A 16,688-nucleotide genomic window follows, 5' to 3' on the forward strand; every position below is an offset into this window, starting at 1 on the left:
GTCAGTTGAGCTCCCACTCCTTGACCAGAATTCCCGTGAGCTCGGCCTGCCGTCGCTTGAGCACGTCCGGCGTCCAGACCGGCTCCATGATCACACTGGTCGTCAAGGCAAAGCCAGTGATGCCGGCCGCGGGACCGAAGTACTTCTCCTTCTTCTTCGCGAAGTCGTAGTTCTGCGCCTGGCTGTTCTTGTTCCTGTTGAGCAGCAGCAGGTTCCCGAGACGATGAGTCCAGAAGGTGCGCTCCTCCTCGGTGAAGTCCGTGACCCACTGGCTGTCGCTGCGCGGCTTCTGCGGCAGCACATGCTCCACACTGATGATCTTGTGCTTGTAAGAGACGCCGGGAGCATTCGCCAGCAACTCGTCGACCCTCAACAGCACGTACTTCCGTACCGGCTGCACCTTGTAGAGCTCCCCGTTGAGGCGTTCTCGAGTCTCCTGCCGCTCATCGGGGGTCAGGTCGAAGGCCTCCGCATCGACACCAGCGCCAGCGTCGAGCTGCTTGAGCAGTTCGATGTATCGGATCACCCGAGGGGTGGTGTAGACGCGCCGCAACAGCATGCTGGCGGCGATCCGCTCCAGCCGGCGCAGGAACGCGTCGAGAAACACCGGGTCATCACCGTAGTGTTTCAGCGCCCACAATGCCGGTGGGCGCCAGTCGTTGTTGTCCAGCTGGACCAGGCGCCGCAGCCAATTGTTGACCTTGGACCAAGCGGCGTCGTGCTCGTCGTAGTCCTGATTCAACAGGTGCGCATACGCTGTGGCGTATGGGATGAGCATGTCATCGACAAAGCTCGCTGCTTTACCGTTCTTGATGTACTCATTGAGCACCTGCTGGGGAAACTCGATCAGCAACTCGCGCTGGCCGCGGGCCTTAGCCACGATCATCCTGAGGTGCAGGAACAGGTCTGCGAAGGTAGCACGTCCGAGGTTCTGCTCAGCGGTCTCCCATGCCTTCGCATACTCCTGCTGCTCGACGGCGTCCATGGAACCGATCACGTCGGACTTGAAGATGTCCGACGGTTCGAGGTCGAGACCCCGGGCGTTCATCACGCTGAAGATGCGGTGTGCGCTGGCCAGATCTGGCGTGCTTACCACTACGAGGAAGGTCCGATTGCGAGCGAGAGCCGCCAGGGCATTGCGTTTCTCGTCGGTCCAGGACGACAGTCGTTCTCGGAGCACTCTGGCGTTGTCCCTGATGGCCTTGTGGCTGTCGTTCGCCAGCGCCTGGTCGGTGAGATCCAGAAGCTCGTCCATCCGCCCTGGGCTCTGCACGTACTTGGTGAAGAAACCAGAGTCTTGATCGCGCAGCAGCAGGCGAGGTTTTGCCTTGATGCCGTCGAGGGCCACCCCTGGTTCCAAGACCATGGCGTGCAGGACGACGGCAACCTCGTTACTCTCGGCCAGATCCCGTAGGACCGCGAACAGGATGCTGAGCGTCGTCAGACGCTGCTGACCGTCGATGACCTGGGCATGGGGTGCATTCTCATCCGGCTTGACCAAGACGAGTGAACCGAGAAAGTACGGCTCGGCCGCATCCCGGCCGAGTGCGTCCTCAAGGTCATCGAGGAGTTGTAGGGCTTGCTCGGTGCCCCAGGCGTAGGGCCGCTGGTAGTGCGGGATCACGAAGTCGAAGTCAGCCGAGAAGATCTTCTTCAGCGGATGCTCGTGCGCCTTCAATGGCATCAGTCATCCTCCTCAGAGAAGTCGAACTCGCCCTGCTCGTGGGGCGTCGGGGCGGCCTGGGAGGCGTCGACGACGTCGCTCCACGATTGAGCAACGGCGTTGAAGCTGAGTGCGTCCTTGGTCCAGCCGTTCTTCTCCGCGATGGAGAACAGCAGGAAGGCCAGTTCTTTGACCAGGTCGGAGTCGACGGCGCCATCCGGACGGCTTCGCGCGGTCGCCAGGAACGCGCCAGCCACCGGAACCCCCTCAGTCTCGAGAATCCGGATCGTGTGGTGCAGAACCTCCCACGTCGAGGTGTGGTCGTCGGCGAGGACGTCGTAGTCGGCCGGGGTGTCGACGGGCTTGATCAGTGTGACCTTACCGGCACGACTGATCAGGATTGCGTCCCGGTCCATCCGCTCCACGGACGTGTTCCGAGCACGGGCCAGGTTGTCGGCATCGCCGAACTTGCCGGTGTTGTACCCGTGCTGGCGATACCAGGCGATCGCGAACCGCGTCGTGCCGTCGAAGTCGCCCTCCTGCTCGCTCAGCACCTGATCGAGGATCTCATTGATCCGCGCGAGCGCCGACCTCACCGTCATCTGCGAGCCATCTGGCTCCAAGACCTTCGAATAGCGGCTGAATACTGCCATCCCCGGCCCGATCGCCGCTTGCGGGAGATCTACCGGGGCGATCGCACCCTGCTGCAGCTTTCGGAGCGCATCCGGGAGTTCCGACTGCAGGGCAGAGATCAGACCTCGTCGGTCCGTGGTGGGGGCATCCTGCGGCCGAGGACGGAGCGCCAGCACGATCGACGACGCCAGGGCGTTCATTCCGCTTGCCATCATCCGGTTTCCGAGCTCACTGCGATTCGGCCACGTCGCAGTGATCGCCCATCCAGCGCTGATCATTCCTTCCAGGAGGGTCTCCCAGCCGGAGGAAGTCGTACCCTCCTCTGAGGAGTCCGCCTGCTTGAACGCATACCAGACAGTGATCGGGTAGTCGGGATTTGCGCTCTTCCTCGCGTTCGCGAAGACATTCCGGAAGCCGTCCTCGAAGAACTGCTTGGCGCCTTCCGCTCCGTTGTGCCGGTAGGGATTGGCCACTAGCTCTTCGGCCTTGGGCACCAGCATCGTGCTGAGCAGTTGCGGATGGATCAAACGGAGTGAGCGCCGGAGCCACACGTAGAAGAAGTCGGATAGGTCTGAGTAGCCGATATTGTCATAGTAGGGGGGATCAGTACTGATGAGGGCGCCAGCAGCGGTGAGTCCAGCAGCGTCTGCCTGACGCGCTTTACCAATGGCTTTTGGCGATAGGCGTTCGAGTGCCTTTCCGATCCAGGTCCACTGATCCCCCATGTTGCCAGAGGAGGCAGAAAGGGGATTTGCCTCGCAGAAGTCCCAGACCATCGGTATGGCCTGGCGCGAAAATAGGTGCCCAATGCCCTCATTCTTGACGTCTGACCGCCACGCACAGAGGGCGTTGTGGTAATCCGTCGCCTTAGAGACGCCAAACGCGAGGAGCGTGGCTACGCTGTCGGCGTAGGCTTCGGCACCGCTGCCGCCGGCCTCTAGCCTCTCGCCTTCGGCAATACCCGCCGCACGCGCGTCCCGTAGAGCTAGTTCACGAGCCTCGGCTACAAGCTCACTGAAGGTAACCAGCGCGGCCAGTTGACGGCTGGTGAAGAGGTCACTGAACTCAGTGAGGCCGTACGTAGGCGCCTTGATATCACGAGGATAGAAGCCCAGGCTTCCTTCGATTGAATCCCGCGGCGCCTTGACGTCCGCAGCCGAGAGGTGTTCTTGAGTGGGCGGTAGATAGATCCGTTGCCGATTGCCCTCGGCCACGACGGCCATGAGCTGAACACCGAGTCGCTTCGCGCGTCCTTCGGTGCGAATGTAGCTCAATGGCATGGCGGCGTTGCAGCTGACACATACCGCTCCCCGGCGTCCCACTGTTCCATCGTCTTCGGCAGTAGGCGCATGCGTCTTATCGTGCCCGATGCCGAACTCCACTCGCAGCCCGGAGGGATGCGCCGCATCAGCAACGACGGTCGGCACGATGTAAGCTTCCTTGCCCTTCTTCTTGCCTAGCCACCACGACCGTACAAGCGGTGTCTCAACGCGGCAGGCAGGGTTGGGGCACGTCACAGTCCGAGCCCAAATCCATGCGATTACGGTCGCCTGGGAACCGTGTGGCAGGGTGGCCTTCGGGTAAAGGTGGCCGATTCGCTTGTCTGCCTCGTCACGCATCCAGGCTCCGTATGCCCGAACGTCTGCGGCAAGGCCCTCAGCATCCTTCCAGGCGCGAATCTGGGACTCGGCCAAGCCGGGGAAAACCGGTGGCCTGTCCCGGAATTTCGGTGGGATCTCGATAAGCGCCTTGTTGATCAGAACCGCCACCGGGTTGAGATCGGATGCGTGCGCCGCGAGACCCAGCCGCTGCGCTTCCAGTGGGATGGTGCCGCCGCCGGCGAACGGGTCGAGGATCGGCGGGGGGTTCCCGTCGCAGGACTTCATGATTTCCGCGCGAGCCTCGGCAAGCAGGCTGTCGTCGCGGACGTTCTCCCACTTGACAAGGCGCTCGATGATCTTGTGCAATCGCTCGCGCTCAGCGCGCTGTGCCTCCTCGCCGCGGAACTCGTCGGGATGCGAGGCCGGGTCGTCGACGAGTTGGGCAAACAGGACCGCCCGTGCCGCCGCCAACGGCCGCCGAGCCCACCAGAGGTGCAGGGTGGAGGGGTGGCCGTGGCGGAGCGACTTCTCCCGCGCAGACTCGCGGTTGATCGTCTCCAGCGGGAGCGCGACCTCGATCAGCTTGCGCTTCATCAACTTCCTCTAGCTCTGTAGATCAGAAGGGTGCGGTGCCTGCGGCCCAGGTCTTTGACCAGTTGGCGCGGATGCCGGTCGCGGCGAGGCCGCCGAAATCGACGCCAGCGAACGGGTCGGCGACGTACCGTACCTGGTCGTGCTCGGGGCCGGCCTTGCTCACGGTGACCAGGGCGAGCCGGTAGTGGGGGACGGCATTCTTGCCGGTGACGACCTCGTTGTGGGTAACGTAGAAGTCGTCGGCGCCCTCGATGCGCGCCTTGACCTCGATACGGATCGAGGGGCCGCCGCCGGCGGGGATGGACAGGATGTCGTAGCCGGGGTTGTTGAAGACCTGCTCCCGCGGCTCCCGACCGAGCGCCCACTCGGTGGCGAGCACCAACTCGACGCCACGCCGTTCGACGGCCTTGGTCTCCTTGGCATGGATCGGGGCGTCGGCGGGGATCTCAGCATCGACCATCGACAACGGCAGCACGAGCGCGGCGGTCATGATGCGCGGCGGCTTGGTGACCAACTGGGCCTGCTGGTCGAGCAACGCCAGTCGGGCGTCCCGGCGAGTCTGGAGCTCCTGTGCCTTGCGCATTAGGCTGTCGGAGCTCTCCTTCGGCTTGAAGCCGGCCTGCTCCTTCTCCTGAGCTGCAATCGCCTCGCCGATCAGCCGATTCGACTCGTACGCCAACCGCTGGTCGACCCGCGTCCGGGCGCGCTCGATCTCGGCGAGCCGGCGCGGTGAGACCTCGGCGAGGTAATCCTTGAGCTGGTGACCGATGATCCAGGTCCTGGCCTTGGCCTCGGCGTCACCGAGCCAGGCCAGCTTCTTGGCCGCAGCCACGGCGGGGGTTTGCGGGGCGGCCACGCAGTCGAGGTAGGGCGCCGGGCCGGCGGGCGTGACGTGGCCAGTGGCGTTGACGTAGGCGTAGCCGAACCTCCGGGCGATCGACTCCCCGGTGCCGTCGACAACCTCCTCCACCACGCCGACCAACAGAGTCGGCTCCTCGACCTCAGGCGATACCAGGACGGTGCCCCGCTCGAGGGTGGGTCGGAGCTGAGTAATGGTGAGCTCGGCTACGGCGTCGTGGAGCGGATGCCCGGGGGCGAGCAGGTCGGCGCGCGGCTTGTCGGCCACGTCGATGCGGTCGAGCTCGAACGTGACCCGCTCGTAGCGAGTGGCTACGGGGCCGTGCTTGGTAACGGCGCGGACCGCCGCGGGCACGTGGCTGATCTCGTAGCGGCCACGCTCACGCCTGGCGAGCCGACCGCCGAGACGCTGGAAAGCGAGACGGAAGGCCCACTCGATGTAGTGCGGCTGCAGTCGGCGAGCGCGGGCTTCCTCCATGAGCCGCTGCATCTGAGCCAGGTCGGCGTCGGACATGGCGTCGTGGGTGAGTGCGCGTTCTTCGAGAAGCTCCTTGAGACCGTGGGCGACCGAGGCGTCGATGACCTGTTCCATCTTGGCCCGGGTCTCGGGGAGGTCGCCGTATCGGATGGCCTCGATCAACAATTCTCGTAGCGGCGTCTCGTCGAAGGCCGCGCCCAGGACGTCGAAGACCTTGCCGCCGTAGGCCTTGCGCTGCTCCTCGACCTTCTGCAGCAGCCGGGTGAACACCTCGCCCTCGCGGGTGTTGGCGGCGACGAGGTTCCAGAGGCGGCACACCTCGGTCTGGCCAATGCGGTGGACGCGACCGAATCGCTGCTCGATGCGGTTGGGGTTCCACGGGAGGTCGTAGTTGACCATCAGGTGGGCGGCCTGGAGGTTGAGGCCTTCGCCGGCTGCATCGGTGGCGAGTAGCACCTGGCAGGCAGGGTTTTTGGTGAACTCCTCGGTGATGGCCCGCCGATCGGCGCGCCGGACACCGCCGTGGATGGCCTGCACCGTGTCCGGCTTGCCGAAGAGCGAGCGGATCTTGCGGGCCAGGTATTCGAGGGTGTCGCGGTGCTCGGTGAAGATGATCAGCTTGCGGGGCTTCTCGGCGCCGGGGTGGATGAGATCGTTGTCTTCGAGGATCTTGCGCAGTTCGACCCACTTGCGGTCGGTGTCGAGGTTGCGGACCCGGCGGGCGACGTGGATGAGCTTGTCGAGGTCGGCCAGTTCGGCGTTGAGTTCCTCGATGGTGCGGGCCGCGGTGGCGGCGTCGAGCAGCTCCTCCTCGATCTGTTCGACCTCTTCGGCGCTGTGCTCGTCGTTGTCCCAGTCGCGTGGGTTGATCGGGGCGGGCACGTCGCCGACACCGCGGCCGTGGATGAGGTCGTCACGGCGGCGCTTGAGTCGTTCGGCGCGCCGGACGAGCGACTGGTAGATCGCCTCGGGACTGGAGGCCAGGCGCCGCTGGAGCACCGTGAGCGCGAAGCCCACGGTGTTGCGGCGTTTGTCGTCCAGCCGCGCGGCTCGGTTCATCCCCTCGCGTACGTACTCGGTGACCCGCTCGTAGAGGTCCTGCTCGCCTGCGGTGAGCTCATAGGGCACGGTTTGGGCGATGCGTTCCGGGAAGAGCGGTTTGCCCTCGAAGGTGAGCAGATCCTCCTTGACCATGCGGCGCATGAGCCCGCCGGTGTCCGGATTGTGCACGCCGGCCTTGAACTTGCCCTCGAAGCCGTCGCGCTCGAGCAGGGTGAGAAAGAGCTGGAAGTCCTCCTCCTTGCCAGCGTGTGGGGTGGCGGTCATCAGCAGCAGGTGGCGAGTGCGGTCGCGCAGCTTCTCGCCGAGTTGAAAGCGTCGGGTCTTGTTCAGCTTGCCGCCAAAGTAGTTTGCGCCCATCCGGTGGGCCTCGTCCACGACGACCAGGTCGAATTCGGCATCGTCGAGGTGGGCGGTCAGGTCCTCGTTGCGGGCGAGCTGGTCCATCCGTGCGATGAGCAGCGGGTACTGCTCGAAGACGCTCGACCCGAGCGCGGCGTCGACCATGGCCGTGGTGAGGATGTCGAAGCGCAGTCCGAACTTGAAGAAGAGCTCGTCCTGCCACTGGTCGACCAGTCCACCGGGGGCCACGACCAGGCAGCGCTTCACGTCGTCGCGGAGCAGGAGCTCCTTGATGTAGAGGCCGGCCATGATCGTCTTGCCGGCGCCGGGGTCGTCGGCCAGCAGGAACCGCAGCGGTATGCGGTCGAGCATCTCGCCGTAGACGGCTCGGATCTGGTGGGGCAGCGGCTGCACATCGCTGGTGGCCACCGCCAGCATCGGGTCGAAGAGCCCGGCCAGAGAGATCCGTTGCGCCTCGGCGACCAGCCGAAACTCCTCGGCGGTGGCGTCGAATGGTCGGCTGCCCGCATCGGAGAGGCTGAGTTTGGCTTCGTCTGCTCGGAAGAGCACCTGCTGACGCAGACCTCCGTCAAGGGTCTTGTAGGTAAGCTCCACAGCTTCGCGGCCGTGCCACTGGGCAGCGAGGACCGAGACCGTCTCGCCAGGCACGACCCCGGCCACCCGGACGCCGGACGCGAGATCCTCGAGCCTCACCAGCTACCTCCTGATTGACAGCCCGCAGAGCGTACCGACGAGCACCGACACTACTGACGAGCGCAAGATCGGCACAGACCGCATAAGCAGGTGGCTGCAATCGTCGTGCGTCAGCTTCCCGACAGATGTCCGAGGGGGGCCCGTTCGTGTAAGGAGTGCACTACGATACCGTCCTTAAACCCCTCGATTTCTGCGGTGGGCATGAACAAGACGGAGCGGGAAGAGATTCGTCGCCTCACGGCGGACTTCAGGCAGTGGCGCCACCGTGCCGAGGACGCACAGGCCTGGCACCAGGCTGTCCAGGCCGGGGCCAGCAGTGACGAACGGGTCATGCGCTCACGGAGTGTCATGGTGGGCCGGGCCGGCCAGGCCGCCTGGCGTGTGCTCGCACTCCGCCCGAGTGACGCTGGGATCGTCAGGCACCTGTGGGAGCGGGCCATGCTCCCCGTGCTGACGCCCGGCGACCGCGCACTGCTGCACTTGGTCACCAAAGATGCACCCAACGCTATCGCCGACCTGGCCCCCATGCTCGGACTGCGTCGCTTCTTCACCGGGTCCGCGAAGAAGCAATCGGCGGTCGCGGCAGGCGAGCTCCTGCGTCGCCACCACGCGGCGATCGTCGGCAACGACGGGCCTCGTCGGTTGGAACGGCTCGGCGCCTTCACCGCGCCCGTCGACCCCCGACGGCTCGGGTTCGAGGCCATGCTCGACCCGGCCCTCCGCTTCGACCTCGTCTCCGGGCAAACCGGCCCGGCACCCGAGATCCTGGACCGGTCGGTCATCGACGGACTGCCGGAGGCACTGGACGCCATAGCCAAGGTCGTCGCCAGCGAATCCTCGTACCGAACGGCCGCGCACGACGCGGGTGACAAAGTCAGACGCGCTGAGGTCCAACGGATCCTGCAGGAAATGCCCGCGGAGGCGCTGAAAACGGCAACCCGCGATCGACTCCGGCTGGGGCCACTCGCCGAGGCGCGGATCAGCACCGTGCAGGAGGTACTGAACAGGGGCCTGTCCCTCCAGACGCTTCCCGGCGTTGGGGAGACCTCAGCACGGCGCATGCTCGGAGCAGCGCAATCCATATGGCAGACAACGTACGACGAGATGCCGGTCCGCATCGACATCAACCACCGCCACCCGGAGACCACCCAGCTGCTGCGCTGCCTCGCCGAATGGGACTCATGCCGGCAGACCCGAGGAGCGGCCGCCGACCTCGAACGTGCATCCGAACTCGCACCGCTGCGAGCAGCGATCCACCGCGAAACCAGCCACCTCCTCGTCATTCCGGCCAGGCAACTCGCCGCCGCAGGACTCACCGAGAGCATCCAGATCGTCAAACGGCGAGCCGAACTGCTCGGCATGTCGTCCGCATCCGGCCGGAAAAACGTCAGCGCGGACCCGTGGGACGACTTCCTCGCCCGACCCGCCGACTACTTCGCCATGCTCGCCGAGCTGGGGTTCGTCACCGAAGACGAGAACGCGGTGCACGGCGATCTCCCCGAAGAGATCATCCAGGCGGTACGCGACCAGGCGCTCAACGGCGAACACCTGACGGCGTCGCTGCGCGGCTACCAGAGCTTCGGAGCCCGCTTCGCCCTCGTGCAACGCAAGGTCATCATCGGGGACGAGATGGGACTCGGCAAAACCGTCGAGGCGATCGCGGTCCTCGCGCACCTGCACAGCAGAGGCAAGACCCATTTCCTGGTGGTCTGTCCGGCCGCAGTGGTGACCAACTGGGTCCGTGAGGTCGCAGCCAAGTCCAAGCTGCGAGCATGCCGAGTCCACGGACCGGAACGCGAACGCGCAGCCCGAACGTGGATGCGCGATGGCGGCGTCGCCATCACCACCTACGAGACACTGGCGTGGTGGGAACGCGCACTGCGGGACCTCCGCGACTTGGCCTGCGTCGTCGTTGACGAAGCCCACTACATCAAGAACCCTCAAGCGCAGCGGACGGTCCGGACCAAGCGACTCGTCGCGAGATCGGAACGCGCAATTCTGCTCACCGGCACACCTCTGGAGAACAAGGTCGACGAGTTCCGCAACCTGGCCTCCTACGTACGCCCGGATCTCACCGTGGACGCCAGCGACCTGTCGCCGCGGACGTTCCGCCGGCAGATCGCGCCGGCGTACCTGCGCCGCAATCAGGAGGACGTGCTGACCGAACTTCCGGAGCTCATCGAGGTCGAGGAATGGCTACCCCTCTCCGGAGCAGACAGCTCGCGGTATCGGGGCGCGGTCGAGCGCGGGAACTTCATGGAGATGCGCCAAGCGGCGATGCTCGAAGGATCTCAGTCCACCAAGATGCAGCGCCTGATCGAGGTCGTCCGCGAAGCGGAAGAGAACGAGCGCCGGGTCATCGTGTTCTCCCACTTCAGGGAGGTCCTCGGCCTCGTCGCCCGGTCGTTGCCCGGCCCGGTGTTCGGGCCACTCACCGGCTCTGTACCAGCCGGCCAACGCCAGCAGATGGTGGACCAGTTCTCGTCCGCCAGGCACGGGGCCGTCCTCGTGGCCCAGATCGTCGCCGGCGGCGTCGGGCTCAACATCCAGTCCGCGTCTGTCGTCGTCATTTGTGAACCGCAGCTCAAGCCGACAACCGAGGCGCAGGCCATCGCCCGCGCACACCGCATGGGACAGGTGCAGTCCGTGCAGGTCCACCGGCTCCTGTCCGAGGACGGCGTCGACCAACGAATCACCGAACTGCTGGCGAGAAAGAAGCGAATCTTCGACGACTTCGCTCGGGTCAGCGACATGGCGGACTCGAGCCCGGAGGCCGTGGATCTGTCTGAGGCGGAGCTCGTCCGAGAGGTCTTGGCCGCCGAGCGTCAGCGCCTTTTCGACCGAGCATCTGCCAAGACCGTCGGAGTTGAGTGACCGGAACTCCCGCCGGTAGCTCAGGCCCTTCCGGCCGCTGCTTAGGCCGCTGCGTGGGCGCCTCTGTCAGGAATCGGGTGCCGCAGAGCTTGGCCGACGACAACACAGGCGCCGATACCGAATGTCGGTGTCCTGTCGGATCTACGAGAAAGAGCAGCTGTGACCGACGCTACGACAGATCAGATCATCAACGACGAGCGGCGAGCCTTCGGTCCTCGGTTCGTGCAGTCGCGGCGTGATGCGGAGGAAGCGGCGCGGCGGTTCATCAACGAGCATCTTGGCTTCATGTCCACCGAGCACATCATCGAGCTCGGTCGGCTGTTCAACCAGCATGAGAAGGCAGGGCGGACTCGATTCGACCGCTTCACACCAGGCTTCACCGGCGCGATCATGGCCAAACTCGGCCGCAACCCGAGGCGATTCAACCAGACGCTCATACCGCTCTGGCGCGGATCGATCGAAGACGCACTGAAGGTGCTGGGCCAGATGTTCCGGGACCGCTCGATCCTGCCCGGTGCCGGATCGTCACTGCCGAGCTTCCTGCTCTACCTCCGCGACCCGGAGCGGTTCGGCATATGCATCAACGCCACCATGGACGGACTGGCCACCGAAACAGACGAGTCGTACCGCGCGGACAGCCTGGACAGCTATGAGGCATTCTGCGCCGATCTACGAGCGTGGCGAGACAAGCACGGCGTAACGCCACAGGAGGCCGACGCGATCCTCACGGAGATGATGCGCAGGGCTCGCCCGGACAACCTGCTGTCGCTACTGGACGCCACTGGTGAGGCCAGCGACGGAATGCAGGTTAGTAGCTCAACCGAGGCGAAGATGACGACGGAGCAGGTCGCCACGGCCTGCTACCTACCGGTAGAACAGGTCGACGAGTGGGTCTCGGCGCTCACCACCGGAATGCGCCAAGCCGTCTTCCACGGTCCACCTGGCACCGGAAAGACCTACATTGCCCGGCTCCTGGCCCGCCATCTGGCCACCTCGTCACAACACATCGAACTTGCCCAGTTCCATCCGGCCTACTCGTACGAAGATTTCGTCGAAGGCCTGCGCCCGGAGGTCGGTGTCGAGGGCGCGCTGAGCTATCGGGTGCGCCCAGGGGTCTTCTCTCAGCTGTGCGAGCGCGCGCAGCAGGCGCCGGACCAGACGTTCGTGCTGGTCATCGACGAGATGAACCGCGCGGACTTGGCAGCGGTCTTCGGAGAGCTGATGTTCCTCCTGGAGTATCGGGGTGACTCACCGGTCACCCTGCCATACTCGCAGCGACGGATGTCCGTCCCGCAGAACCTGTTCGTGCTCGGAACGATGAACACCGCAGATCGAAGCCTGGCCTTGCTGGACTTCGCACTTCGTCGTAGATTCCACGCCTTCCCGGTCCTGCCGAGCGAGGATGTGCTGAGCCGCTGGGCCGACGCGCGTCCGACCGCCAACAGAGAACTAGCGCTCGGGTTGTTCCGGTTGATCCGAGATCGCGTTGGGCTGGACGTACCCGTCAGCCCTGGCCACTCGTACTGGATGACGGAGGGCTTTGACGCGGCAAAGGCGGAACGGATCTGGTCGTACCAGCTCCGGCCGTACCTGGCGGAGCACTGGTTCGATCGGCCTCGCGAGCTTGAGCAACTCGACGCCGATGTCCGGGCGCTCATCGCGGAGCGCGCCTGAATTGATCGAGCTCACCGAGTACGAGACGCGCACCGTCCAGCTCAGCCAGGACGAAGCATACGAACTGACGAGCCTGACCCGGGGGAGTGCGGACAAGACCCAGCAGCCCCGCGTCGTCGAGCGGCTCGCGCTCACCGGACAAGCAGGCGTGTACGACATCCAGCCAGGGCCGTATGTGGGTAGGTTCCGCCTACGCACCGGCCGCGTCGTCGACATCTCGAGCAGATTCTCGTTCCGCGACTTGGCCGCTCTGCTCGGCTTGGGTGGCAAGGCGACCTTGCTACGCCACGACGTGACTTCGGCCCAGGGCGGCTCTGGTCTGATGGACCTCATCGCGCTGGCGTTCGTCCGCGAGGCTGAGCGGATAGCGGGACAAGGCCTGGCCAAGGGCTACAGGCAAACGACGTTGGCCAGGCCCCCGTATGCCGGAGTCCCAGCTGTCACCGCACATCTGAACGCCCACGCCGGCCGTGCTGATCGTCTCGTCACGACGGCCAAACGCCTCACCGCGGACATCGCGCTCAACCAGCTCATCGCTTCCGCGCACGGGAAACTTTGCCAGCTCACCTACCAGGACAAGCAACTCGAAGTCCGGCTACGTCAGCTCACGCCTGTTTTTCGGAACGTCAATGGAAGAGAGGAGGTGGCCCGTCAGCTACCGAGGCCGCCGGCGCGGTATACGGAGATCCATGACTTATCGAGGCTCGTCCTCGATCATCGGACCGCACTGCCTGCTGGTAGCGGGCTCGGGGGAGTCGGCGTGCTGTTCAACATGACGAAAATCTGGGAGAACTATGTCGGCCGGTGGCTCAGAAGCCACCAGCCGGAAGCCGTGGTGCACAGCCAGTACCCCATCCCGCTGGTGGATATTGGTCCGGCAAGGCGGGCCCGGGCGGACTTCGTCGTGGAGCGTGACGGGCGGCCCGTCGCCGTCTACGACGCGAAGTATCGGCCCTGGAGAGAGTGGCCGAATACCGGGGAGCTGTACCAGCTCTTCACCTACGCCAGCCGGCTGTACGTTGACCGCGCTGCGCTTGTATACCCGGGGGCAGCGGCGCTTAGCAGGCAGATGACGATGGGGAACGTCCTGGTGGAGGCTATCGCCGTTCCCCTCGAAGAATTGGCTGTTCAAGATGGCTGACCTATCGAGGCTCTGCGCATGGGCGAGGATGGCCGGATGACGGGCCAACGCTGCGGCCGGGTGCAGGACCGCCACCGGGCGTCGGGCCGTCCCGCACAGAGCGGATCGACGGCAGGCAAGACCGCGAGCACCTCGGTGAACGGTGCGATCCGGATAGGACCATGTGCCAGAGGCCCGGCAGCGAGCACGTGTAAGGGATGAGGTATTGATGTCTAGAATCCGGCCATCCGCCACCGTCGCCCTCATCGCTGCGCTTGCCGCAGCCGCTTGCAGTTCGGCCAGGTCGACTGGCGCGGATCCACCATCGATATCAACCCCGAGCAGCAACCACACCGCAGTCACCGAGGCATCCTCAGCAGCGCCGCCCGGGCAAGAGCCGAGCCCGACGCCTACGACGCTGGTCAACGATCCGTCGCTGTTCGCGTCGTTTAGGTCGTCAATCTGTGGCGGCATCAAGGAGCCATGTCCGCCCTCATGGGTGGAGCCGAAAGTGGTCGCTCAAGTCGACGACGAGCTGAACGTCTATCTACCAGTGGCCAGCGACGCGTCCGGTAAAGAGTCAGGCGACTGGATGTGTCGCAACGCTCGCGTGTGGGCGCGCGACGAGCTTGCAGACGTGACTGTTATCGTGGTCTATGCGAAGGACGGAGCAGTAGTCGACGAGGGCACGATCGACGGTGGCTGTTGACGCATCGTCTGCCTGGAACTGGTATGCCGGTTGAGCTGACGACCGACCCGTGCGGCAGGGGACGGCGATTGGGCAGCCACCGCGCCGCGGCCTTCGGGCCTTTGCCGGGCCGGCCCTGCAAACAGGGACACCACAGGGCTGAGTCGGGCTGCGGGTACTGGGTGAAGCGCAACCAGCGATGTGCTCAGAGCTCTCCCGGGTCTCCTGTCATACAGGCTGATTATCGTCGCCATCATGGATTTTCCGCCGGTCTCGGGCACCCAGCGAGCTGCCGAGGATGACGCCCACCATGCTCTGTCCTTCGCCATAGGCCTCGAGGGTGCCACTTCTCAGCGGGTCGCCGCGGTGGCTGCCGTGCTCCTGAAGGCGTGGGACGCTTTCGACTCCGCCACAAAGGCCCTGAAGGCGAAGAGACTCCTGGTGAAGGCGGGCGCTCGCTGGGTGCCAGCGGAGTACGCGGACGGCCAGGAGTAGGCGGCCAGGGTAAGTGCCCGGTGAGTGCAGCACTTGACCACACTCACCGAGCAGTTAACCCGGAAACCGGCTCTGAGCTGGGAAAACACTACACGCACTTACGCGCTACTCGAACACTTGGCACTCGCACTTACCTCCTCCTCCTCTGGAGGTAAGTGCGTGAAGTACCCGGCCAGGGGGGAGGAGCCCTCCCTGGCCGCACTGTCTCCGGCTAGTCGTACCCTGGTCGCTTCAAGCCTGACCGCCCGAAGAGGACAGAACATGACCGAACAACCCATCGTGATCTCCGTGGCAAAGCCGCTCTGGGCGGCCTGGTCGATGGGCGAGGGGCTGGCAAAGGTCCGGGGCCAGCGCCTTACCCAGGCATCCACGTCCGAACTCCTGGCAGCGCTGTCGCTCCATGAGGCCACCTTCCAGAAGGTGGCGGGGCGCGCGCCGCAGGTGGTCTACGGGCTCTGGATGGAGGACCGGTACTCCAACCCCTTGCCAATCACCTCAAGCGGAGTGGTGGCAGGGAATGACTACTACGTATGCGAGGAGACACCGGAGGAAGCACAGGGCTTCGCTGAATACCTCCGTGACCACGCAGTGAACGCCGTCAGAGAGGAACTGGCCCGGCGCTGACCCCTCCCTGGCTGCCTGAGATGGCGCAGTCCTGCATACCCCCGCCCGTATGGTGGCGGCATGACCGCCACCACGCTCCCGGACCCGGAGCCGGACGCACGCTGGATCACGCCCACCACCATGGATGCGCTCCTAGAGGGGCTGGAGCTGTGCGGCGTGCCGCTGGAGGCAAGCCTGGCTGAGGCCCGCCGACTCCTGGACCTGTCCGCCGTCTGGGCCCCGGACCTCCTCCTGGGCAGGACCCTCCGCCAACGCTAGGGGGCCGCTGGTAGGACCGGACCCATCAAAGTCTCTACAAGATCCGGGGCGGTTCAGATGAGCCGTCGCGTGAGTGGTTGGACTGGGCCGCGCACCAGCTTTGGCCGGATGTTGTTGGACGGCGCTCTGGATGAGGATGTAGAAGCCGTCCGGCGTCATTCACGATGAGCATGTAATCCGGGCCCGTGGGCCTTCGTGCGCGTCGTCAGCGTGAGCACGAACGCGGTCTGACGGTGCGCGGCAGCGGATCTACGGCGGCGGGCTGGGCGGCGGTCGTGCTCACGGTGACGCCGCCTGAAGGCCGCCCCGCTCCGTCGAATGTGGGCGGTTACGGCTGGTCCGGGCAACGCGGGTTGGCCCCTGGGCTGGCCGGGTTGTGGTAGGCAAGGCTCCTACTCGTGGCAGGAGCAGCGTGCCGTGATCGTCGTGGCCGAGCCGGATCAGGTCGAGACCGACCTGGCCGCCGGCGTGCTGACCTGTCCCCGGTGCGGTGGTGTGCTGCGTCCGTGGGCGTACGCGGCCAGCCGGCGAGTCCGCCAGCTTGATGGCTCCACCCGCGCTGTGCGGCCCCGCCGGGCCCGCTGCACCACCTGCCGTGCTACCCAGGTCCTGCTGCCCAGCTCGCTGCTGCCCCGCCGCGCGGACGCCGTCGAGGTTATCGGTGCCGCGCTGCTGGCCAAGGCCGCTGGGCGTGGCTGGCGGCGCATCGCCGCCGAGCTCGGCCGGCCGCCCTCGACCGTGCGCCGCTGGCTGCGCGCGGCCCGCGGAGCGCATCTTGGCTGGCTGTACCGGCAAGGCATCAGCCACGCCGCGCTGCTGGACCCCGAGATCCTTTCCGTCGGGTTCGACCCGCAGCCGACCGCGCTGGGTGACGCGCTGGTCGCGCTCGCCGCCGCGGTGGCCGCCTGGCGGCGCCGGTTCGCGCGACACGCCGGAGTGTGGGCGCTCATCGGCGTGTTCACCCGAGGCAGGCTCCTCGCACCAACATGATCAACAAGCCTTGGCCGGGGGAC

General features: G+C 65.5%; 11 protein-coding genes. 8 read left to right on the forward strand and 3 right to left on the reverse strand.

Annotation, left to right across the window (positions count from 1 at the left end):
- Position 1 precedes the first annotated feature (1 nt).
- From ACY34I_RS23370 to ACY34I_RS23380, 3 genes are read right to left on the reverse strand one after another with little or no spacing between them, the layout of a single operon-like run.
- Positions 2 to 1,684: a DUF262 domain-containing protein gene (locus ACY34I_RS23370; protein WP_462757195.1), complete on the reverse strand. Its 1,683-nt coding sequence runs from the start codon at positions 1,682 to 1,684 to the stop codon at positions 2 to 4.
- Positions 1,684 to 4,491, reverse strand: a complete 2,808-nt coding sequence (locus ACY34I_RS23375; RefSeq protein WP_462757196.1) for a DUF1156 domain-containing protein — start codon at positions 4,489 to 4,491, stop codon at positions 1,684 to 1,686. The genes ACY34I_RS23370 and ACY34I_RS23375 overlap by 1 nt, the downstream gene beginning before the upstream one ends.
- Before the next feature lie 22 nt (positions 4,492 to 4,513).
- Complete coding sequence (locus ACY34I_RS23380) at positions 4,514 to 7,942, reverse strand: helicase-related protein (protein ID WP_462757197.1); 3,429 nt, start codon at positions 7,940 to 7,942, stop codon at positions 4,514 to 4,516.
- 201 nt (positions 7,943 to 8,143) lie between these two features.
- On the opposite strand from ACY34I_RS23380, the gene ACY34I_RS23385 reads away from it, so the two are divergent.
- The 8 genes from ACY34I_RS23385 to ACY34I_RS23420 all read left to right on the forward strand — a co-directional run bounded on the left by ACY34I_RS23385 (position 8,144) and on the right by ACY34I_RS23420 (position 16,665).
- The gene (locus ACY34I_RS23385; RefSeq protein ID WP_462757223.1) at positions 8,144 to 10,816 is read left to right on the forward strand and encodes a DEAD/DEAH box helicase; all 2,673 of its coding nucleotides are present in this window, start codon (positions 8,144 to 8,146) and stop codon (positions 10,814 to 10,816) included.
- Between the two features lie 159 nt (positions 10,817 to 10,975).
- Positions 10,976 to 12,490 (forward strand): McrB family protein, encoded by a 1,515-nt coding sequence (locus ACY34I_RS23390; RefSeq protein WP_462757198.1) that lies wholly within the window; start codon positions 10,976 to 10,978, stop codon positions 12,488 to 12,490.
- A gap of 1 nt (position 12,491) precedes the next feature.
- Entirely contained in the window at positions 12,492 to 13,631 is a 1,140-nt protein-coding gene (locus ACY34I_RS23395; protein ID WP_462757199.1) for a 5-methylcytosine restriction system specificity protein McrC, read from the forward strand.
- Between the two features lie 490 nt (positions 13,632 to 14,121).
- A complete protein-coding gene (locus tag ACY34I_RS23400) occupies positions 14,122 to 14,319 on the forward strand; it encodes a hypothetical protein (protein ID WP_462757200.1) in 198 nt (65 codons plus the stop codon).
- Between the two features lie 234 nt (positions 14,320 to 14,553).
- Complete coding sequence (locus ACY34I_RS23405) at positions 14,554 to 14,793, forward strand: hypothetical protein (protein ID WP_462757201.1); 240 nt, start codon at positions 14,554 to 14,556, stop codon at positions 14,791 to 14,793.
- A 261-nt stretch (positions 14,794 to 15,054) separates the two neighbouring features.
- A complete protein-coding gene (locus ACY34I_RS23410; protein ID WP_462757202.1) occupies positions 15,055 to 15,417 on the forward strand; it encodes a hypothetical protein in 363 nt (120 codons plus the stop codon).
- A 60-nt stretch (positions 15,418 to 15,477) separates the two neighbouring features.
- Positions 15,478 to 15,675: a hypothetical protein gene (locus ACY34I_RS23415; RefSeq protein WP_462757203.1), complete on the forward strand. Its 198-nt coding sequence runs from the start codon at positions 15,478 to 15,480 to the stop codon at positions 15,673 to 15,675.
- A 417-nt stretch (positions 15,676 to 16,092) separates the two neighbouring features.
- Entirely contained in the window at positions 16,093 to 16,665 is a 573-nt protein-coding gene (locus ACY34I_RS23420; protein WP_462757204.1) for a DUF6431 domain-containing protein, read from the forward strand.
- Positions 16,666 to 16,688: the final 23 nt, after the last annotated feature.

The sequence above is a fragment of the Micromonospora sp. RTBAU3-60 genome (assembly GCF_054963695.1).